General features: G+C 67.0%; 17 protein-coding genes. 13 read left to right on the forward strand and 4 right to left on the reverse strand.

Annotated features, from left to right (window positions below):
- Positions 1–119: 119 nt before the first annotated feature.
- Complete coding sequence (locus LGM71_RS25945; protein ID WP_226117310.1) at positions 120–1,091, reverse strand: AraC family transcriptional regulator; 972 nt, start codon at positions 1,089–1,091, stop codon at positions 120–122.
- 94 nt (positions 1,092–1,185) lie between these two features.
- On the opposite strand from LGM71_RS25945, the gene LGM71_RS25950 reads away from it, so the two are divergent.
- Both LGM71_RS25950 and LGM71_RS25955 read left to right on the forward strand, forming a co-directional pair.
- On the forward strand, positions 1,186–2,019 hold the full coding sequence (locus LGM71_RS25950) for an oxidoreductase (protein ID WP_226117312.1): 834 nt from the start codon (positions 1,186–1,188) through the stop codon (positions 2,017–2,019).
- Between the two features lie 220 nt (positions 2,020–2,239).
- The gene (locus LGM71_RS25955) at positions 2,240–3,076 is read left to right on the forward strand and encodes an alpha/beta fold hydrolase (protein ID WP_226117313.1); all 837 of its coding nucleotides are present in this window, start codon (positions 2,240–2,242) and stop codon (positions 3,074–3,076) included.
- 207 nt (positions 3,077–3,283) lie between these two features.
- On the opposite strand, the gene LGM71_RS25960 is transcribed toward LGM71_RS25955, so the two are convergent.
- Complete coding sequence (locus LGM71_RS25960; protein WP_226117506.1) at positions 3,284–4,690, reverse strand: 3-deoxy-D-arabino-heptulosonate 7-phosphate synthase; 1,407 nt, start codon at positions 4,688–4,690, stop codon at positions 3,284–3,286.
- Positions 4,691–4,823: 133 nt separating this feature from the next.
- On the reverse strand, positions 4,824–5,423 hold the full coding sequence (locus tag LGM71_RS25965) for an NAD(P)H-dependent oxidoreductase (protein WP_059605835.1): 600 nt from the start codon (positions 5,421–5,423) through the stop codon (positions 4,824–4,826).
- A gap of 109 nt (positions 5,424–5,532) precedes the next feature.
- Here LGM71_RS25965 and LGM71_RS25970 point away from each other — a divergent pair, with 109 nt between their 5' ends.
- The gene (locus LGM71_RS25970) at positions 5,533–6,450 is read left to right on the forward strand and encodes a LysR family transcriptional regulator (RefSeq protein ID WP_226117314.1); all 918 of its coding nucleotides are present in this window, start codon (positions 5,533–5,535) and stop codon (positions 6,448–6,450) included.
- Positions 6,451–6,618: 168 nt separating this feature from the next.
- On the opposite strand, the gene LGM71_RS25975 is transcribed toward LGM71_RS25970, so the two are convergent.
- A complete protein-coding gene (locus LGM71_RS25975) occupies positions 6,619–7,380 on the reverse strand; it encodes a 2-keto-4-pentenoate hydratase (protein WP_226117317.1) in 762 nt (253 codons plus the stop codon).
- Positions 7,381–7,646: 266 nt separating this feature from the next.
- Here LGM71_RS25975 and LGM71_RS25980 point away from each other — a divergent pair, with 266 nt between their 5' ends.
- The 10 genes from LGM71_RS25980 (at position 7,647) to LGM71_RS26025 (ending at position 20,183) form a co-directional block, all read left to right on the forward strand.
- A complete protein-coding gene (locus LGM71_RS25980) occupies positions 7,647–8,126 on the forward strand; it encodes a universal stress protein (protein ID WP_059605845.1) in 480 nt (159 codons plus the stop codon).
- Between the two features lie 15 nt (positions 8,127–8,141).
- A complete protein-coding gene (locus LGM71_RS25985; protein ID WP_059511565.1) occupies positions 8,142–8,333 on the forward strand; it encodes a DUF2964 family protein in 192 nt (63 codons plus the stop codon).
- Between the two features lie 816 nt (positions 8,334–9,149).
- Complete coding sequence (locus LGM71_RS25990; RefSeq protein ID WP_226117319.1) at positions 9,150–12,929, forward strand: nitrate reductase subunit alpha; 3,780 nt, start codon at positions 9,150–9,152, stop codon at positions 12,927–12,929.
- On the forward strand, positions 12,926–14,455 hold the full coding sequence (gene narH, locus LGM71_RS25995; protein WP_124625530.1) for a nitrate reductase subunit beta: 1,530 nt from the start codon (positions 12,926–12,928) through the stop codon (positions 14,453–14,455). The genes LGM71_RS25990 and narH overlap by 4 nt, the downstream gene beginning before the upstream one ends.
- Positions 14,452–15,147, forward strand: coding sequence for a nitrate reductase molybdenum cofactor assembly chaperone (gene narJ / locus LGM71_RS26000; protein ID WP_226117321.1), 696 nt, complete (start codon positions 14,452–14,454; stop codon positions 15,145–15,147). The genes narH and narJ overlap by 4 nt, the downstream gene beginning before the upstream one ends.
- A 24-nt stretch (positions 15,148–15,171) precedes the next feature.
- A complete protein-coding gene (narI, locus tag LGM71_RS26005) occupies positions 15,172–15,855 on the forward strand; it encodes a respiratory nitrate reductase subunit gamma (protein ID WP_059605860.1) in 684 nt (227 codons plus the stop codon).
- A 9-nt stretch (positions 15,856–15,864) separates the two neighbouring features.
- Complete coding sequence (locus LGM71_RS26010) at positions 15,865–16,653, forward strand: peptidylprolyl isomerase (protein WP_226117325.1); 789 nt, start codon at positions 15,865–15,867, stop codon at positions 16,651–16,653.
- Positions 16,654–16,668: 15 nt separating this feature from the next.
- Complete coding sequence (locus LGM71_RS26015; protein WP_226117326.1) at positions 16,669–17,934, forward strand: MFS transporter; 1,266 nt, start codon at positions 16,669–16,671, stop codon at positions 17,932–17,934.
- 98 nt (positions 17,935–18,032) lie between these two features.
- A complete protein-coding gene (locus tag LGM71_RS26020) occupies positions 18,033–19,769 on the forward strand; it encodes a site-specific integrase (protein WP_226117327.1) in 1,737 nt (578 codons plus the stop codon).
- A 90-nt stretch (positions 19,770–19,859) separates the two neighbouring features.
- Positions 19,860–20,183: a TfoX/Sxy family protein gene (locus tag LGM71_RS26025; protein WP_059605872.1), complete on the forward strand. Its 324-nt coding sequence runs from the start codon at positions 19,860–19,862 to the stop codon at positions 20,181–20,183.
- Positions 20,184–20,209: the final 26 nt, after the last annotated feature.

Here is a 20,209-nt window from a genome sequence, read left to right on the forward strand (position 1 = left end):
AAGTCGCTGGCGGGTCTGGTGCGCGACGCCGCACGCGGCGAGCGTGCGCGTCCCGACCAGGTTCGCGCACCGGGCATCGGGCCCGCGAAGGTCACACGTGCGGCTCGCGGCTCAGCCAGTCAATGCGACGACACGAACACCGCATCGTCGAATGGCGCCGGAATCGCGAACTGCGCGCGCATGCGCTTCGTCTCCTGCGCGGGCGTCAGGCCGAACAGCCGCTTGAATTCCCGGCTGAACTGCGACGCGCTCGCATAACCGACCGCATGGCCGGCCGCCTCCGCAGTCAGGTCCTGGCGCACCATCAACAGGCGCGCCTGATGCAGCCGCGTCGACTTCAGGTACTGCATCGGCGACACCTGCGTGATCGCCTTGAAGTGGCTGTGGAAGCTCGGCACGCTCATGCCGGCTTCCCCGGCCAGTTGCGTCACGTCGAGCGACTTCGCGTAGTCGGCATGGATCATGCGCAGCGAACGGCCGATCCGGCCGAACGGTCCACGCATCGTCAGCGCGCTGCGCATTGCGCCGCCCTGCTCGCTGGTGAGCACGCGGAAATACAGTTCGCGCAGCAACCCGGGGCCGAGCACCGCCGCTTCGAGCGGGCGGTGCATCGCCTCGACGAACCGCAGCACGGTCGCGTGCATCGCATCGTCCATCGGCGTCGACATCATGCTTTTCGGCGCTTGCACGGGTTCGGCGATTCCCTCGCGATCGATCTGCGCGGCCAGTTCGGCGGCCATCGGGAAATCGAGGTGCAGATACAGCGCGAGCAGCGGGTGCTCCGCCGTTGCGTCGGTTTCCATGCTGAACGGCACGGGCACCGATACGGCCAGGTAGTGGTCCTCGTCGTACAGATAGCGTTCGCCGCCGAAATAGCCGCGCTTGCTGCCCTGGCACACGATCACGATGCCCGGGTCGTACAGCACCGGCGTGCGGGATAGCGCGCGGTTCGAACGCAGGATGCGCACGCTCGGTAGCGCGGTCAGGTTGTAGCCTTCGTCGGGCGCCAACGCATGCAGCAACGCGATCAGGCGTTTGCGACCGCGCGCGGGCAGCGACGGCGAGCGGGACGAGGAGGAGGCGGCGTTCATAGTTTCAGGCAAGAAATTCAGCGGAATCGGGCTTATTCGACCTAGTTCGTCAGACTAGCATGCATGCTTCGATCGACATTCGGGAGAAGCTCACATGGCATCCGGCAACATCATGCTCATCACCGGCGTCAGCAGCGGCTTCGGCCGTGCGCTCGCGCAAGCGGCGCTGGCCGCGGGTCATACGGTGGTCGGCACCGTGAGAAGCGACGCGGCAAAACGGGCGTTCGAGGCGCTGTCCCCGCGTGCGGCCATCGGGCGCGTGCTCGACGTGACCGACTTCGAGCGCATCAACGGCGTCGTCGCGGAAATCGAGTCGAGCGTCGGGCCCGTCGACGTGCTGGTGAACAATGCCGGTTATGGGCACGAAGGCATCATGGAGGAGTCGCCGCTGTCGGAGATGCGCCGACAGTTCGACGTGAACGTATTCGGCGCCGTCGCGATGTTGAAGGCCGTCGTGCCGTTCATGCGCGAACGCCGGCGCGGCCGCATCCTGAACATCACGTCGATGGGCGGCCACATCACGATGCCGGGCATTGCCTATTACTGCGGCAGCAAGTTCGCGCTGGAAGGGATTTCGGAGGCGCTCGGCAAGGAGCTCGAGCCGTTTGGCATCGCGGTGACTGCCGTGGCGCCGGGCTCGTTCCGTACCGACTGGGCTGGTCGTTCGATGACGCGAACGCCGCGTTCGATCGCCGATTACGACGCGCTCTTCGATCCGATCCGCCAGGCGCGCGAGGAGAAAAACGGCCGCCAGTCGGGCGATCCCGCGAAGGCGGCGCGCGCGATGCTTGCGGTCATCGCGGCGGACCATCCGCCGGCCCATCTGTTGCTCGGCAGCGATGCGCTTCGGCTCGTGCGCGCCAAATGGTCGGCGCTGGAAGACGAAATTCGCACATGGGAGGCGGTGACCGTGTCGACGGACGGTTGAAGCGCGATCGGTCGTGCGTGACGCGTCACACGGTGAGTACCAGGGTGCCGATGCACGGCGCGACGTAATTGGCTTCATGACACGGTCGCGGTTTTCCGCTACAACACTGAGGTGCTGCGTCGACCGACGCGGTGTGCCACCGCGCCGCAGCTCGTCACCGACACCCGCCCGGGTGGCCGGCCGGCACGTATGTTCACTTACCTCAAAGGAGCCTGCAGCCATGCCGTACATCACCACGAAGGACAACGTCGACATCTTCTACAAGGACTGGGGCCCGAAGGACGCGCAGCCGATCATGTTCCACCATGGCTGGCCGCTGTCTTCCGACGACTGGGATGCGCAGTTGCTGTTCTTCGTTCAGAAGGGCTATCGCGTGGTCGCGCACGATCGCCGCGGCCACGGCCGGTCGGCGCAGGTTTCCGACGGCCACGACATGGATCACTACGCGGCGGACGCGTTCGCGGTGGCCGAAGCGCTCGACCTGCGCAACGCGGTTCATATCGGTCACTCGACCGGCGGCGGCGAAGTCGCACGCTACGTGGCCCGCCACGGCGAGCCGGCCGGACGTGTCGCGAAGGCGGTGCTGGTCAGCGCGGTGCCGCCGCTGATGCTGAAGACGGACGCGAACCCGGAAGGCCTGCCGCTCGAGGTCTTCGACGGCTTCCGCAAGGCGCTCGCCGACAACCGCGCGCAGTTCTTCCTGGACGTGCCGTCGGGCCCGTTCTACGGCTTCAACCGGCCGGGCGCGGTGGTGCACCAGGGCGTGATCCAGAACTGGTGGCGTCAGGGCATGATCGGCAGCGCGAAGGCGCACTATGAAGGCATCAAGGCGTTCTCGGAAACGGACCAGACCGAAGACCTGCGGTCGATCTCGGTGCCGACGTTCGTGCTGCACGGCGAAGACGATCAGATCGTGCCGATCGCGGACTCGGCGCTGAAGTCGGTCAAGCTGCTGAAGAACGGCACGCTGAAGACGTATCCGGGCTATTCGCACGGGATGCTGACGGTCAATGCGGACGTGCTGAACGCCGATCTGCTCGCCTTCATCCAGTCGTAACGCTATCGGCGCATGCCCGCTTTCGCGGGCTGTGCCGCGCTGGCCGGTCATGCCGGCCGCCTCGGCGCCGATTTGATTCGGTGTCCTGTGCGTTGCGCGGAGCGGGGACGCCGCGTCGACTTGCGTCTGCGCGGTGTCGTCTTGCCGCTGAACCGGTGCGTCGGCGGCAACGCGCGTGCAGCCGGGTCGCGCCGCGCGCGTCACACGTCACGCATTGTTTGCGGCGCTGTCGCCGACATCGCCTTCGATCGCGGCCATCAGATCGTCGACGCTCACCATCAACGCTCGAACCTGCCGCAGCGATTCGTACTGATGCAGCACTGCGCGCCATGACGGCAGTTCCAGCAACGCTTGCCATACGGCGCCGAGGCCGTGCGGATCGGCATCCGCGTCCTGCGCCAGCGCGCTCGCGTATTCAAGGCTCGCCGGCGCCGACAGCAACTGCATCCGGCTTGCGGCCCCCAGCAGGCGCGGCGCAGGGTCTGCCGATGCATCGCAGCAGTACAACACCTCGCGTTGCAGTGACGCGTCGTCGATCGTCAGTGCGTGCAGCGACGCACCGTGCAGGCGTACCGCGCCTTCGCGCGTGTCGAACGTATAGACAGTGTCCGGATCGGCTTGTGCGAGCAGGCTCAGGCCGCGCAGCAGGCGCGGCAGGTCGGTGGTCGCGGCATCCGCGGACGCTTTCGCTTCGACGAGAAACAGGACGTGCCACGCGGCCGACGGATCGTCGCCGCGCGCGCGCTCGAGCAGCACCGCATCCCACTCGGTTTTCGCGCGGTCGTGTTTGCCGGGTATCGAGGCCGGCACGCGCATCGACGTGACCACGCGATACGTGCGGTGCGCGTCGCTCGCATCGAGCTGCGCGGCCAGGGCGTCGAGCGCCTGCGCGGCCAGCGCTTCGACGGCCGCGCCCCGCTGTTGCGACGTGACGCCTTGCGCGACGGCGAGCGCGCTGCCTTCGAGCGGACCCTGGCGGCTCCACAGCGTGCGGTACCGCTGGACGTCCGGATCCGGCAACAATGCGTCGAGACGCTGCAGCCGGGCAAGTGCAGCGCTGTCCTTCAGTTTGGCGATGTCCTGTTCGAACGCGGTGTCGGTCGCCGTCTCCGGTCGCGCGAGCAAGTGGCGCAGCGTGGCATCGAGAGCGTCCCACGACGCGCCCGCCGCGGCCGCATGCAGCCGTGCGAGCGGCTCGCGTTGCCATGCCTGCGCACGCCGTTCGAGCCTGGCCGGATGCGCGATCGTGTTGACGGCCGAACGCAGTGTGCGCCGATCCTGCTCGGCATGCGAGGCGAGCGATGCGTATTCGCGCACGGCCGGGGCACCATGTCGAAGCACCGCGGCCTGGAATGCGGGGTCGCCGGATCGTGCGTCCATCGCGTCGCCGATCATCCGCGCGAGCGCGTCGATGAACCGGCGTTGCAATGCCGGGGCGGGCGTGAGGCCGTCGGTGTGCATCCGGCGCGCTTCCTCGATCACGATGGCGATGATGGCGGCCGGGTTCGCGGCATCGGTCAGCGACGATGCGCGCACGAACGGCGGCAGCCGGTAGCGGCGATCGACTGTGCTCAGGACTTCGTCCAGCAGGGCAGGCAACGGTGTCGGCGGCATGGCGAGTGACGGGAGGGGCACGCGGTTCGCGCGTGACGGGCGATGTGCAACGGTATCACGCAGTGCCGACATGCTGCATCGTGTGCCACGGCGAAGCCGCCGTTCGCGTGGCGCGGGCCGTGCCCGACGTGCGTTACGCGTGGAGCGCTTCGATCTGCTTGCGTGCGTTCGCCAGCCCCGCTTCGAAGCCGTGCGGCTTCATGTCGAGCCCTTCCGCGTAGACGAACCGGACTTGATGGATGCCCATCAGGCCCAGCACGGCACGCAGGTACGGCGTGACGGCGTCGGTCGGCTGCCCGACGTGCACGCCGCCGCGCGAACTGAACACGATCGCGTCGACGCCGTCGACGAGCCCCATCGGATAGGTGTCCGTGTAGCGGAACGTCACGCGTGCGCGTGCCACCAGGTCGAACCAGTTCTTCAGCTGGGTCGGCACGTTCAGGTTGTACATCGGTGCGCCGATCAGCAGCAGGTCGCTGCCCTTCAGTTCGGCGACGAGCTCGTCGGACAGCGCGACCGCCTGCCGCGCACGCTCGCCCGGATTCTCCGCGCCGCGCAGCGCATGGAACAGTTCGCCGTCGAGCACCGGCAGGTCGAGATCGACGAGATCGCGCACGACCACGTCGTCCGCGTGCCCGCTGGCCTTGCGTTGCGCGAGGAATGCGTCGATCAGCGCGTTGGTTTGCGACTGGTCGCGGTTGATGCTGGACTTGAGTACGAGAATGCGGGCCATCGGGATCTCTCCGTTCATATATGAACAACGGAGCCGATCGTATCATCCACTTTTTGTCTCAAAAAGCGATAAGATCTCCCATCAATGTAGACTTTATCGATCCAATTGCATGCGAAACAACCTCAACGGCATCGCCGTGTTCGTTGCCGCGGCGGAAGCCGACAACTTTGCGCAGGCCGCCGAGACGCTGCACATCACGCGTTCTGCGGTCGGCAAGAGCATCGCGCGACTGGAGGCGCGGCTGGGCGTCGTGCTGTTCCAGCGCACGACGCGCAGCCAGAGCCTGACGGACGACGGCGCGTTGTTCTATGAATACTGCCTGCGCGCGGTGGAGGAGATCCACGCGGGGGAGGCGCTGCTCGAAAGCGGCAAATGGCAGATGAAGGGGCGGCTGCGCGTGTCGATGCCGGCGCTGTTCGGGCATCTGTGCGTCGCGCCGATCCTGATCGGGCTGGCGCGCGACCATCCCGAGCTCGATCTCGACCTTTCGTTCAGCGACCGGACGATCGACCTCGTCGAGGAGCGCGTCGATCTGGCGGTGCGGGTCGGTGCGCTGCCCGACAGCAGCGGCCTCGTCGCGCGTGCGCTCGGCGAGCACAAGATGGCCTTTTGTGCGTCACCGGCGTATCTGGCACGCTGCGGTGAACCCGCGACCGTCGACGCGCTCACGCAGCACAAGGCGCTGGCCTATACGCGTTACGGTCAGGTGCATCGCTGGCAAGTGGTCGTCGGTGGCCGGACGGAGGAGTTGCAGCCGACGGCCCGTCTGCTCTCCGACGATTTGCGCGCCGTGCTGGACGCGGCTGTCGCGGGGCTCGGTGTCGCGTGGCTGCCTTACTGGCTGGTGCGCGACGAGATTCGCCGCGGCGCGTTGCGCGAGCTGCTGCCGGATCAGCCGGGCGTGACCTATGCGATCCATGCGGTGTGGCCGTATACGTCGCACCTGCCGCTGAAGGTGCGCGCGGCCATTGATGCGCTCGTGAACCAGCTGCCGGCGCGACTGGCCGAGGTGGAGGCGCAGGCGTAGCGTGCGGCGAGCCGCGCATGCGGCAGGCTCGCGGAAACGGCGCGACGTGCCGGCGGCGAGCGATGAATATGTGACGGGTGTCGGCCGGCGTGAGTCGTTCAGCGCGACGATGCCGACACCCCGCTGCGCGCCGACGACGATACGCGCCGCGTTTCCCCCCGCCGGCCGTCAGGCCGTCAGCGTCACCGACAGGCTGCCGAGTTCGCCGAAGCGCACCGTCAGCGCGTCGCCGATCGGCACGTCGATCGCGCCCGCATACGAACCGGTCGTTACGATCTGGCCGGCACGCGCGCCGTCGCCGCGCGATGCGAGGAAATTGACCAGCCACACGAGCGGCTTGAGCGGATCGCCGTCCGGATGACGGCCGTCGATCGTGCGATTCAGCGCACCTTCGAACGACAGCGCGAGCGTCTCGAGCGGCACGTTCAATCCATCGGGCACGACGGGGCCCACGCACAATCCCTGGTTGAACTGCCCGTCGGCGAGCAGTTCGAACTTCGACGCGCGCGCGGGCTCCGCATAGCGGCAACCCAGCACCTCGAGCACGATGCGCACTTCGCGGATCGCGCCGCGCACGTCGCTCTCGTCGTACGGCTGCGCGCGCGCGGGCAGGTCGCGATCGAGCACGAACGCAATCTCCGGCTCGATCCGCACGATCGGGCCGCCGACGACGCGATACGGCACATCGGCTTCGCGGATCGTCGACGCGAAGATCGGCGCGACGATCACGCGGTCGGGCGGCGGCAGCGCGCATTTCCATCCGCCGATAGTTTCGCCGAGCAGGTCGGCGACGCGATGCTGGATCGCCAGCGCGGTATCGACGCTCTCGGGGCGCAAGGCGTCGGGCAGCAGCGGGCCGGGCACGCCGGCATGGCGGGCGGCGACGAGATGCTGGGCGGCGCCGTCCACGCGTTCGGTAGTCGTTGTCATGTCGGTTGAGCGAGTTGAAAGTGAGCCGGCAAAAAAAGGGCCGGACGAAGGTCGCAACGTCGATGATAGCGCTTTCGGCGGCATGGCCGCCCGGTTGCCCGGCGCAGCCTCGGGGATGGCGCGCCGATTTTTGCGCGTGGCGCTTTGCCGCACGCCGCGTTTTGGGTGGATTTTGATCGCCGTCAAGCTTCCAGCCGGCCGTCCGCCGATGATGGGGACATGGCCACGCGCGACCGCGCGCGGCAACTCACCCCAGCGAGGTTCGCATGTACAAGAAGATCATGGTGGCCGTCGACGGCAGCGCTTCGTCGAAACAGGCGCTTGCCGAGGCAATGAAGGTGGCACTGGCGGGCGACACGCACGTCAGCGTCGTGTACGTGGTCGACAAGTCGGTGCTGTTTACGTACGCGGGTCGTTTCGATCCGCATGCGCTCATCGAGGAAATCCGCGACGACGGGCGCAAGGTGCTGCGTGAAGCCGAAGAGGTCCTCGCGCGGGCCGGCGCGAAGGGCGAGGGCGAACTCGTCGAGACCGAGAGCATTGGCGAGGACGTCGCGGAACGCCTGCAGCGTTACGTCAAGGAGCGCGGGATCGACCTCGCGGTGGTCGGCACGCACGGGCGGCGCGGCATCCGGCGCGTGGTGCTCGGGAGCGTCGCCGAGCGCTTCGTGCGTGGCTCGAAGTGCCCGGTGCTGCTGATTCGCGGCGACGATGCCGGCGAGCCGGCTTCCGCCGCGGCAGCCTGATCTGGCGGACGCGCGATGATACGTCGTCAATACCGGATCGTCGTCGCGGCGATCGCCGTGTTCGTGTCGCTCGCGGGGATGATGGCCGTGGTGACCGGGCTGCTGTTCGACGAAACGATCGCGCTGCGTGGCGGCGCGGTCGCGTTGATCGTCGGCGTGGCCTGCTTTGTCGTCATGCTCAACCCGGGGCCGAAGGGCGAGGGGTGACGCGCGGCGCTTCCTCGGTTTCATGCAAGACCGGCAATCACCGCAGCAGCACCGCCGGTCCGTCTTTCCGCCTCTCTCCGTCCGTCATGTCCGGCGCATTCGCGTCATCCTGCCCGGCCGGCATCGCCCTGGCCGGCATCTCCCGTCTCATCGATTCCGCATCAGGCAGCGCACGCTTTGATTGAATGACTCGCGCATGCGCGAGCACGCCGCTGCTTACCTCATCGCGGCGGTCGAGTCCTGTCCTCGCAGCTTTCCTTCGGTGGCGCACCCGCATTGATCCGGCCTGACACGGCAACCGTTAGCGCGCGCGTGGCAGCGACCCGTGCGTGATCGCATCGCGCCGCGAAAGCGCGTGATGTCGTGACAAAGCGGCTCACGAGCATAACCGTGTGATCGAGCGCCGGCCTGCAACCCGTCAAACCCATTTCGAAGTCCTTCGTGAAGGCGGGAGCCGCGCGGCGGTTCCAGATGGCAAACACCGGTTGATTCAACGCCACACGGTGCAGGTGAATCCCGAGCCTCGCTCCGGCTACGAGTGGCCGCGATGGACGAACGCGTGATGCGAAGGTCCGGTGCCGGGCATGCCATTAGCGCTCCTGAATCGATCCCCATTTAATACCGATGCGTGCGGGGGCAACGATATCGTGATTTGTATCAAGTCGTGATATGTCGATCCGAAAGAGAATTCATTCGATCCGGACGCAAGGGATGGAACCGGACGCCACGAGCCGAATGCCGATCGTCCTTTACATCCGGAATATCACCTCCTTAAATACTCAGGGTCTGCGAAAAGACCGGAAAAACGAGATCCCCATGAGCCATTTCCTGGATAGATTGCGTTATTTCTCCACCACAAGGCCAACATTCTCCGACGGACATGGCGCCGTCACGGACGAGGACCGCAAATGGGAAGACGGCTATCGGCTGCGCTGGCAGCACGACAAGATCGTCCGTTCGACCCATGGGGTGAATTGCACGGGTTCGTGCTCCTGGAAGGTCTATGTGAAAGGCGGGATCGTCACCTGGGAAACGCAGCAGACCGACTACCCCCGCACGCGCCCCGACATGCCGAACCACGAGCCGCGCGGCTGCTCGCGCGGCGCTTCGTACTCCTGGTATCTGTATAGCGCGAACCGTCTCAAGCATCCGATGGTGCGCAGTGCGCTGGTGAAGCTGTGGCGCGAACGCCGCCGCACGCTCGCGCCGGTCGACGCATGGCGTTCGATCGTCGAGGACGACGACGCGCGGCGCTCGTATCAGAGCCGACGCGGGCTCGGCGGTTTCGTACGCGCCAGCTGGGACGAGGTCAATGAGATCGTTGCGGCCGCAAACGTTTACACGGTCGAGCGGCACGGCCCCGATCGCGTCGTCGGCTTCTCGCCGATTCCGGCGATGTCGATGGTGTCGTACGCGGCGGGCTCGCGCTACCTGTCGCTGATCGGCGGCGTGTGCCTGAGCTTCTACGACTGGTATTGCGACCTGCCGCCCGCGTCGCCGCAGACCTGGGGCGAGCAGACCGACGTGCCGGAATCGGCCGACTGGTACAACTCGACGTTCATCATGATGTGGGGCTCCAACGTCCCGCAGACCCGCACGCCCGATGCGCACTTCCTCGTCGAGGCGCGCTATCGCGGCACGAAGGTCGTGTCGGTGTTCCCCGACTACTCGGAAGGCGCGAAGTTCGGTGATCTGTGGCTGCATCCGAAGCAAGGCACCGACGCGGCGCTCGCGCTCGCGATGGGTCACGTGATCCTGAAGGAGTTCCACCTCGCAGGCAAGAGCGACTATTTCATCGACTACTGCAAGCGCTATACCGACATGCCGGCGCTCGTGCGCCTCGTGCCGCACGGCGACGGCTACGTGCCCGAGCGCCTCGTGCGCGCGTCCGATTTCGACGACGCGCTCGACGAGGCTGCACATCCGGACTGGAAGACCGTGATGATCGACGACGCGACCGGCGAATTCGTCGTGCCGGTGGGCTCGATCGGCTTCCGCTGGGGGCAGCAGGCCAAGGACGGATCGAGCGACAAGGGCAAGTGGAACCTGCGAGGCGAGACGTCGAAGGGTGCGGCGCTGTCACCACGGCTGTCCTGCACGGCCGGGCACGACGACGTGGTCGACGTGCTGTTTCCGTACTTCGGCAACCAGCCGCACGCGCATTTCAACTCGACGCAGCACGGCTCCGAGCTGTCTCGCCGGATCGGCGTGCGGCGCGTCGCGACGCGAGACGGCGAGATGCTGGTCGCGACCGTCTACGACCTGTTCGTCGCGAACTACGGGCTCGACCAGGGGCTGGGCGGGCGCGACGTGGCCGCGAGCTACGACGACGATCTTCCGTATACACCCGCCTGGCAGGAAACGATCACGGGCGTGAAGCGCGCGGACGTGATTTCGGTCGCGCGGCAGTTCGCGGAGAACGCGCACAAGACGCAAGGCAAGTCGATGGTGATCATCGGCGCGGGGATCAATCACTGGTTCCACATGGACATGTCGTACCGCGCGATCATCAACATGCTGATCATGTGCGGCTGCGTCGGCAAGCCGGGCGGAGGCTGGTCGCATTACGTGGGCCAGGAGAAGCTGCGTCCGCAGACGGGCTGGACCGCGCTCGCGTTCGCGCTCGACTGGAACCGGCCGCCGCGGCACATGAACGCGACGTCGTTCTTCTACGCGCACACCGATCAGTGGCGCTACGACACGATGGACCCGGGCGCGTTGCTGTCTCCGCTCGCGGACAAGACGCGGTTCCACGGTTCGCCGATCGACTACAACGTGCGCGCCGAACGGATGGGCTGGCTGCCGTCCGCGCCGCAGCTCGCGGTGAATCCGCTGAAGGTCGGTGCGAGTCTCGGCGACCCCGCGCAGGCCGGCGCCGAGGTCGCGCGGCACCTGAAAGCCGGGATGCTGCGGATGGCGTGCGAGGACCCGGATTCCCCCGACAACTTCCCGCGCAACCTGTTCGTGTGGCGCTCGAACCTGCTCGGTTCGTCGGGCAAGGGCCACGAGTATTTCCTGAAGCACCTGCTCGGCACGACCAACGGCGTGCAGGGCGACGACCTCGGCGCGACGGGCGGCGCGCGTCCGGAGGAAGTGAAGTGGCACGACGAAGCGCCGCGCGGCAAGCTCGACCTGCTCGTCACGCTCGACTTCCGGATGTCGACCACCTGCATGTACTCGGACGTCGTGCTGCCGACCGCGACGTGGTACGAGAAGGACGACATGAACACGTCCGACATGCACCCGTTCATCCATCCGCTGTCGGCAGCGGTCGATCCCGCATGGGAATCGAAGAGCGACTGGGAAATCTTCAAGGGGATCGCGAAGCGCTTCTCCGAGCTGTGCGACGGGCATCTTGGCGTCGAACGCGACGTCGTCCTCGCGCCGATCGCGCACGATACGCCGGGCGAACTCGCGCAGCCGTTCGACGTGCAGGACTGGAAGCGCGGCGAATGCGAGCCGGTGCCGGGCCGCACGATGCCGTCGGTGATCGCCGTCGAGCGCGATTATCCGAATACCTATGCACGCTTCACGTCGCTCGGCCCGCTGATGGACAAGCTCGGCAACGCGGGCAAGGGCATCGGCTGGGACACGAAGGACGAAGTGAAGCTGCTCGGCCAGCTCAATTACCAGGTCGCCGGCGGCGCCACGCAGGGGCGCCCGCGCATCGACACCGCGCTCGACGCCGCGGAGGTGATTCTCGCGCTCGCGCCTGAGACCAACGGCGAAGTCGCGGTGAAGGCGTGGCGCGCATTGTCTGGCATCACCGGCATCGACCACACGCACCTGGCCGCCGCGCGCGCGGACGAGAAGATCCGTTTCCGCGACATCCAGGCGCAACCGCGCAAGATCATCTCGTCGCCGACGTGGAGCGGGATCGAATCCGAGCACGTGTCGTACAACGCCGGTTACGTGAACGTGCACGAACTGGTGCCGTGGCGCACGCTGACGGGCCGTCAGCAGCTGTACCAGGATCACGCGTGGATGCGCGCGTTCGGCGAGTCGCTGTGCGTGTACAAGCCGCCGATCGACACGGGCAGCTATGCGCACATGGTCGGCAAGCGCTCGAACGGCAACCCCGAGCGCGTGCTCAACTTCCTGACGCCGCACCAGAAGTGGGGGATCCACAGCACGTACACGGACAACCTGCTGATGCTCACGCTGTCGCGCGGCGGCCCGATCGTGTGGATGTCGGAGGACGACGCGAAAGCGATCGGCGCGGTCGATAACGACTGGATCGAGTGCTACAACTCGAACGGTGCATTGTGCGCGCGGGCGGTCGTGAGCCAGCGGATTCCGTCCGGGATGGTGATGATGTACCACGCGCAGGAAAAGATCGTGAACACGCCGGGCTCCGAGATCACCGGCACGCGCGGCGGCATTCACAACTCGGTCACGCGCATCGCGCTGAAGCCGACCCACATGATCGGCGGCTACGCGCAGCTGTCGTACGGCTTCAACTATTACGGCACGGTCGGCTCGAATCGCGACGAGTTCCTGATCGTGCGCAGAATGAGCAAGATCGACTGGCTCGACGGCGAGGAAGCCGCGGTCGACCCGACCACACAGGCCGTACGGGATGGAGAAACGTCATGAAGGTACGCGCACAGATCGCGATGGTGCTGAACCTCGACAAGTGCATCGGGTGCCATACCTGCTCGGTGACCTGCAAGAACGTGTGGACCAGCCGCGAAGGGATGGAGTACGCGTGGTTCAACAACGTCGAGACGAAGCCGGGCATCGGCTATCCGAAGGACTGGGAGAATCAGGACCGCTGGCGCGGCGGCTGGCAGCGCCGTGCGGACGGCCGGATCGAGCCGCGTATGGGCGGCAAGTGGCGGCTGCTCGCGCAGATTTTCGCGAACCCGCACCTGCCCGAGATCGACGATTACTACGAGCCGTTCACATTCGACTACGGCCATCTTCAGGAAGCGGGCAACACGCGCGCGATGCCGGTCGCGCGGCCGCGCTCGCTGATCAGCGGCCAGCGGCTCGAAAAGATCGAGTGGGGTCCGAACTGGGAGGAAATCCTCGGCGGCGAGTTCGAGAAGCGCGCGAAGGACTACAACTTCGAGTCGGTGCAGAAGGAGATCTACGGGCAGTTCGAGAACACCTTCATGATGTACCTGCCGCGCCTCTGCGAGCACTGCCTGAATCCGGCGTGCGTCGCGTCGTGCCCGTCGGGTTCGATCTACAAGCGGGAGGAAGACGGCATCGTGCTGATCGACCAGGACAAGTGCCGCGGGTGGCGCATGTGCGTGTCGGGCTGCCCGTACAAGAAGATCTACTACAACTGGCAGAGCGGCAAGGCCGAGAAGTGCATCTTCTGCTATCCGCGCATCGAGGCCGGCCAGCCGACGGTGTGTTCGGAAACCTGCGTGGGCCGCATCCGCTACCTCGGCGTGCTGCTGTACGACGCCGACAGGATCAGTGAAGCCGCGAGCGCGGAGAACGAAAAGGACCTGTACGAAGCGCAGCTGTCGCTGTTCCTCGATCCGGAGGACCCGGCCGTGATCGCGCAGGCCGAGCGCGACGGCGTGCCGGCCGCGTGGCTCGACGCCGCGCGGCGCTCGCCGACCTACAAGATGGCGATCGACTGGAAGATCGCGTTCCCGCTGCATCCGGAATACCGGACGCTGCCGATGGTGTGGTACGTGCCGCCGCTGTCGCCGATCAACTCGGCCGCCAACAGCGGCGCGCTCGGGATGAACGGCTATCTGCCGGACGTCGAATCGTTGCGCATTCCGCTGCGCTATCTCGCGAACCTGTTGACGGCGGGCGACGAGGCGCCCGTGAAGCTCGCGCTCGAACGGCTGCTCGCGATGCGCGGGTTCATGCGCGCGCGCCACGTCGACGGTGTCGACGCGCGCGGCGTGCTCGACCAGGTCGGTCTGTCGCTTGCGCAGGTCGAGGAGATGTACCGCTATCTCGCGATCGCGAACTACGAGGATCGCTTCGTGATCCCGACGACGCACCGCGAGTATGCGGAAAACGCATACGACCTGCGCGCGTCGTGCGGCTTCTCGTTCGGCAACGGCTGTTCCGACGGCCGTTCGGAGGGCAGCCTGTTCAGTCCGAAGAAGGGCACGAAAACCATTCCGATCCACGAGGCGTCCCGATGAGCACCGCACCCGATCCGACCTACGCGGCGTTCGCTGCGCTGCTTGACTATCCCGACGATGCGCTCGTCGACGTGCTCGACTCGATCGAAGCCCACCTGCGCGAATGCGCGCGCGTGCCGAAGGCGGTGCGCGCGGGCCTCGACCGCTTCTTCGCCTACGTGCGCGAGCGTGACCTGCTGACGCTGCAGGAGAACTACGTCGCGCTGTTCGATCGCGGTCGCGCGACGTCACTGCACCTGTTCGAGCACGTGCACGGCGAATCGCGCGACCGCGGGCAGGCGATGGTCGACCTGCTGCAGATGTACGAGCGGCACGGGTTGACGTTGAATCCGGGCGAGCTGCCCGACTACCTGCCCGTGTTCCTCGAATACCTGTCGCGGCTGCCGGCGACCGATGCGCGCAACCTGCTCGGCGAGACCGGCGAGATCCTGCGCGCGTTGGCCAGCCAACTCGCGCAGCGCGGCAGCCATTACAGCTTCGTTGTCGGCGCGCTGCTGCCGATGGCCGGCCTCGCGTCGGTCGACGCACCGGCGGCCGCGGACGACGACATCGCAGGCGAGCGGCCGAGTGCCGACGACTACCGCGCGCTCGACGCGTCGTATGCGGACGAGGCAGTGCGCTTCGTCGGCGCGGCAACGCCGGCCGAGCAGACGGTGCGGTTCCACGACAAGCGGCCGGCCTGTGGCGCATAAGCGCGGGCTCAACTGGGGAAAGACATGAACGCTTATTTGCATCAGTTCCTGTTCGGGATCTACCCGTACATCTGTCTTGCGGTGCTGCTGGTCGGCAGCCTGATCCGCTTCGACCGCGAGCAGTACACGTGGAAGAGCGATTCGTCGCAGCTGCTGCGCCACGGGATGCTGCGGCTCGGCAGCAACCTGTTCCACTGGGGCGTGCTGGTCGTCGTGCTCGGGCACTTCGGCGGCTTCCTCGCACCGCACTGGCTCGTGTCGCCGTTCCTGTCGGCGTCCGGGCACCAGCTCGTCGCGATGGTGGCGGGCGGTGCGGCCGGCGTCGCGGCGATCATCGGGCTGACGATCCTGATCTGGCGCCGCCTCGGCGACCCGCGCATCCGCAAGAACAGCCGCCAGTCCGACATCCTGATCGTGCTGATGCTGTGGGTGCAACTCGCGCTCGGGCTCGGCACCGTCGTGCTGTCGACGCGCCACATGGACGGCGTGATGTTCGAGCAGCTCACCGATTACGTGAAGGGCGTCGTCACGTTCCGGCCGGACATCGCAAGCCTGCTGGTCGGCGTGCCGCTGACGTACCGGCTGCATATCCTGTTGGGCTTCACGATCTTCCTCGTGTCGCCGTTCACGCGGATGGTGCACATCTGGAGCGGCATCGCGTCGGTCGCGTACCTGATCCGCCCGTACCAGCTCGTGCGCAAGCGCTGAGGAGGCCACATGAACGACGTTCTCTCCGAAGTCGCGGCCGCGCCGCTGACGATCAACGGCGTTGCGATCGACGACGCGGCCATTGCGGCCGAGGCCGAGCATCACGGCGATGCACCCGATCCGCTCGACGCGGCACGGCATGCGCTCGCGGTGCGCGAACTGCTGCGTCAGCGCGCGGTATCGCTCGGGCTGATCGATGAAAGCACACCCCTCGACGACGCAGCGGTCGATGCGTTGCTCGAGCGCGAGCTGACTCACGTGCCCGAACCCGATCGCGCCGATTGCGAGCGCTACTACGGGCAGCATCCGACGCGTTTTCGCCGCGGCGACATCGTGTATGCGAGCCACGTGCTGTTCGCGGTGACCGACCGCGTGCCGCTCGCACCGCTGCGGCAGCGCGCGGAACGTGCGCTCGCCGACGTGGTGGCCGCGCCCGACACGTTCGAAGCGGTCGCGCGCGCGTCTTCGAATTGTCCGTCGGCACAAGTCGGCGGCAGCCTCGGGCAGCTCCTGCGCGGCTACACCGTGCCGGAATTCGAGGCTGCGCTGTTCGATACGGACGGGCTCGGCGTGCTGCCGAAACTCGTCAATACCCGCTTCGGCTTCCACATCGTGCGCATCGAGCGCCGCGTGCCTGGCGACGTGGTGCCGTTCGACGAGGCCGCCGGCCAGATCGCCGCGTACCTGTCGGAACGCGTGCGGCAGCGGGCGATACGGCAGTACGTGGCGATACTCGCGGGCGGCGCGCGGGTCGAAGGCGTGACCTTCGACGGCGCGAACGGCCCGCTCGTCCAATGAAACGAGGTTTTGCGTATGGCAATTCAACAAGGTAGCGCTCGCCTGGCCGCGGAGACGCCGGCCGTTCCGCTGCGCGCATGGTCGGTGCTGGCCTCGAGCACGCTCGCGTTCATGGTGTGTTTCGTCGTGTGGATGATGTTCGGCGTGCTCGGCGTGCAACTGCGCACCGATCTCGGGCTGAACAGCACGGAATTCGGGCTGCTCACGTCGACGCCCGTGCTGACCGGCGCGCTGATGCGCTTGCCGCTGGGCACGTGGACCGACCGCTTCGGCGGCCGGATCGTGATGACGGTGCTGCTCGTCGTGTGCGCGATTCCCGTCTACATCGTCAGCTACGCGACGCAGCTGTGGCAGTTCCTCTTGATCGGGCTGTTCCTCGGCTGCGTCGGCGCGTCGTTCGCGGTCGGCACGCCGTACGTCGCGCGCTTTTTCCCGCCGAAGCGGCGTGGGCTCGCGATGGGCGTGTTCGGTGCGGGCACGTGCGGCGCGGCGGTCAACCTGTTCGTCACGCCGCTGCTGCTGTCCGCATATGGATGGCGCTTCGTGCCGCGCGTCTACGCAGTCGCATTGCTCGTCACGGCCGTGATCTTCTGGTTCGCGTCGGCACCCGATCCAGGGGCAGGCAAACGGGGTGGATCGATGCTCGACGCGTTCAAGGTGTTGCGCGATCCGCGCGTGTGGCGGCTCTGCCAGTACTACTCGATCACGTTCGGCGGCTTCACGGCGCTCTCGCTGTGGATCCCGCAGTACCTGAAGAGCGAATACGGGATGTCGCTCGTGATGGCATCCGCGTTCGCGGCCGGCTTCTCGCTGCCGGGCTCGGTGCTGCGTGCGCTCGGCGGTGCGCTGTCCGACCGCTTCGGCGCGCATGCGGTCACCTGGTGGGGACTGTGGGTCGCGTGGATCTGCCTGTTCCTGCTGTCGTATCCGGCGACCGACTTCGTGATTCACACGATCGACGGCACCGCGTCGCTGAATCTGTCGATGCCGGTGGCAGGCTTCGTCGCGCTGACCTTCGTGCTCGGTGCGGTGTTCGCGTTCGGGATGGCGTCGACCTTCAAGTACGTAGCCGACGATTTCCCGGACAACATGGGCGTCGTCACGGGCATCGTCGGCCTCGCGGGCGGGCTCGGCGGCTTTCTGCTGCCGATCCTGTTCGGCCTGCTGCTCGACTTGCTGCGCGTGCGCACGACCTGCTTCATGTTCTTGTACGGGATCGTGTGGGTGTCGCTGATCCTGATCTACCTGTCCGAGGTGCGGCGCACGCCTGTGACGGGCTGAACGTTCCTGCGCGATGCCGGTAGCCTGCGGCATCGCGCACGCATCTTGCAGCACGCCGGGCGTTTTCGAGCGTCCGCAGTTCTGTCAAACTGGCGCCCATGACACCGCGCCTCGCCTTATCGCCTTCCTCCGATTCCACACCTGCGCCCGCGGGCTTCCCCGACGCCGACGAACTGGCCGCGCTGCGCGCGTGGTACGCGGGCATGACCGTGCGGCAGGCCGTCGAGCGCTACCTGCCCGATCGGCTCGGCGAAGGGCGCTCGGCGCGCGGCGTGATCGGCGGGATTCGTCGCCGTCTCGTGCGTGTCGCGCGGCAGGCAGGGCGGCCCGATCTCGCGGAGCAACTGGGTCATGCCGACAGCGCGCGCATTCAGATGGCGAGGGCCGCGACCGATGCGATCGGCCTGCTGCGCCATGCGCGAGCGCCGGTGCCGCAGATCAGCGACGACGTTGGTTTGTGGCTGCCCGCACGCGCAGTCGTCGCGCTGCGCGCACACGGGATCGCGACGCTGGCCGACCTGACCGTGCGGATTCCGCGGCGGCGCCAGTGGTGGCGCGCAATAACGGGGCTCGGCGTGGCGAGCGCGCGCCACATCGAGGCGTTCTTTTCCGCGCATCCTGACTTGACCGAGCGGGCGCGGGCGCTGATCGCGGCGACGCCGCGCAGCGCCATTGTGCCGTGGGAGCAGTTGAAGTTACCGCACGAGGTCGACGGGTCGGCCGGCACGTTCCGCGCGCCGCGCGCGACCAGCACGCTCGACGCGGACAACGATTACGCGGCCGTGCACGCGTGGCTGTCGCTGCACGAATCGGCCGCGACGCGCCGCGCGTACCGGAAGGAGGCCGAGCGGCTGATCCTGTGGGCGATCGTCGAGCGCGGGCGCGCGCTGTCGTCGCTGACCACCGAGGATGCGGTTGCGTATCGCGCGTTCCTGCGCAACCCGACGCCGCACGAACGCTGGATCGGCCCGGTGCGGCCGCGCGGCGCGCCGGACTGGCGGCCGTTTTCGGGCGGATTGTCCGCGCGTTCGGCCGCGTACACGCTATCGGTCCTCGGCGCGCTGTTCCGCTGGCTGATCGAGCAACGCTATTTGCTTGCCAATCCGTTCGCGGGCGTCAAGGTGCGCGATACGCGCGGCGCGAATGCGCTGGACACGTCGCATGCGTTCACCGAAGGCGAGTGGCTGCTCGTGCGCACGATCGCGGACGGGCTCGAGTTTCGCAAGGGCAAGCCGCCCGGCGCACCGCAGTCCGGCTGGACGCCGGCCGCCGCGCAACGGCTGCGTTTCATCCTCGATTTCGGCTATGCGACCGGGCTGCGCGCGAGCGAACTGGTCGGCGCGACGCTTGGCGACATCGAAACGGACGCGCACGGCGATGCGTGGCTGAAGGTGATCGGCAAGGGCAGCAAGGCCGCGCGCGTCGCGCTGCCGCCGCTCGCGCGCACGGCGCTCGATCGTCATCTGGTCGCGCGGCGGCTGCCGGTCACGCCGGTGCGCTGGCGGCCCGATACGCCGCTGATTCCGAGCCTTGCGGAAGACGGGGCGGCCGGAATTACGAGCGTGCGGCTGTGGAAGGTGATGCAGCGTTTCTTCGCGCAGACGGCCGCGCTCGTCGATGACGACAACCCGTCGCTCGCGCAGAAGCTGCGCCAGGCGAGCCCGCACTGGATGCGTCATACGCATGCGACGCATGCGCTCGCGCGCGGCGCGGAGCTGACGACGGTGCGGGACAACCTGCGGCATGCGTCGATCTCGACGACGTCGATTTATCTGCACGGGGACGATGTGAAGCGGGCACGGCAGATGTCGAGTGCGTTTTCGGCTGACAAATGAGCAGGGCGCGCGCGTGATCGCATGAAATCTGAACGGAACGACACCGCGTCGGTGACGGTCAGAAGGGTTATTCGGTAACGGTGCGGATGGATGGCATCGAGTCAGGGAACCGTCGATTTCGTCGTCGAGCAGATGGCTGCAGCGGGTACCGTGTCGGCGCGCAAGATGTTCGGCGAGTACGGCATCTACTGCGATGGCAAGATGGTCGCGCTGGTGTGCGACGACCGGTTGTTCGTCAAGCCGACGCCTGACGGGCGTGCGTTTCTCGGCACCTGCGACGAAGCGCCACCGTATCCGACGGCGAAGCCGCATCTCGTCATCGGGGGCGAGCGCTGGGACGACCGCGAATGGCTGTCGACGCTGATCCGGATCACTGCTGCGCAACTGCCGGTGCCGGTGAAGCGGGGTCGATAGCAGTCGGCGTATTCTGTGAACCATGT

This window comes from Burkholderia sp. AU33545, assembly GCF_020419685.1.
Lineage (GTDB): Bacteria > Pseudomonadota > Gammaproteobacteria > Burkholderiales > Burkholderiaceae > Burkholderia > Burkholderia diffusa.

Excerpts from the sequence above, each read along its gene's own strand:
- LGM71_RS25945 (WP_226117310.1), bottom strand. The coding sequence starts at position 1,091 with ATGAACGCCGCCTCCTCCTCGTCCCGCTCGCCGTCGCTGCCCGCGCGC.
- LGM71_RS25950 (WP_226117312.1), top strand. The coding sequence starts at position 1,186 with ATGGCATCCGGCAACATCATGCTCATCACCGGCGTCAGCAGCGGCTTC.
- LGM71_RS25955 (WP_226117313.1), top strand. The coding sequence starts at position 2,240 with ATGCCGTACATCACCACGAAGGACAACGTCGACATCTTCTACAAGGAC.
- LGM71_RS25960 (WP_226117506.1), bottom strand. The coding sequence starts at position 4,690 with ATGCCGCCGACACCGTTGCCTGCCCTGCTGGACGAAGTCCTGAGCACA.
- LGM71_RS25965 (WP_059605835.1), bottom strand. The coding sequence starts at position 5,423 with ATGGCCCGCATTCTCGTACTCAAGTCCAGCATCAACCGCGACCAGTCG.
- LGM71_RS25970 (WP_226117314.1), top strand. The coding sequence starts at position 5,533 with ATGCGAAACAACCTCAACGGCATCGCCGTGTTCGTTGCCGCGGCGGAA.
- LGM71_RS25975 (WP_226117317.1), bottom strand. The coding sequence starts at position 7,380 with ATGACAACGACTACCGAACGCGTGGACGGCGCCGCCCAGCATCTCGTC.
- LGM71_RS25980 (WP_059605845.1), top strand. The coding sequence starts at position 7,647 with ATGTACAAGAAGATCATGGTGGCCGTCGACGGCAGCGCTTCGTCGAAA.
- LGM71_RS25985 (WP_059511565.1), top strand. The coding sequence starts at position 8,142 with ATGATACGTCGTCAATACCGGATCGTCGTCGCGGCGATCGCCGTGTTC.
- LGM71_RS25990 (WP_226117319.1), top strand. The coding sequence starts at position 9,150 with ATGAGCCATTTCCTGGATAGATTGCGTTATTTCTCCACCACAAGGCCA.
- narH (WP_124625530.1), top strand. The coding sequence starts at position 12,926 with ATGAAGGTACGCGCACAGATCGCGATGGTGCTGAACCTCGACAAGTGC.
- narJ (WP_226117321.1), top strand. The coding sequence starts at position 14,452 with ATGAGCACCGCACCCGATCCGACCTACGCGGCGTTCGCTGCGCTGCTT.
- narI (WP_059605860.1), top strand. The coding sequence starts at position 15,172 with ATGAACGCTTATTTGCATCAGTTCCTGTTCGGGATCTACCCGTACATC.
- LGM71_RS26010 (WP_226117325.1), top strand. The coding sequence starts at position 15,865 with ATGAACGACGTTCTCTCCGAAGTCGCGGCCGCGCCGCTGACGATCAAC.
- LGM71_RS26015 (WP_226117326.1), top strand. The coding sequence starts at position 16,669 with ATGGCAATTCAACAAGGTAGCGCTCGCCTGGCCGCGGAGACGCCGGCC.
- LGM71_RS26020 (WP_226117327.1), top strand. The coding sequence starts at position 18,033 with ATGACACCGCGCCTCGCCTTATCGCCTTCCTCCGATTCCACACCTGCG.
- LGM71_RS26025 (WP_059605872.1), top strand. The coding sequence starts at position 19,860 with ATGGCATCGAGTCAGGGAACCGTCGATTTCGTCGTCGAGCAGATGGCT.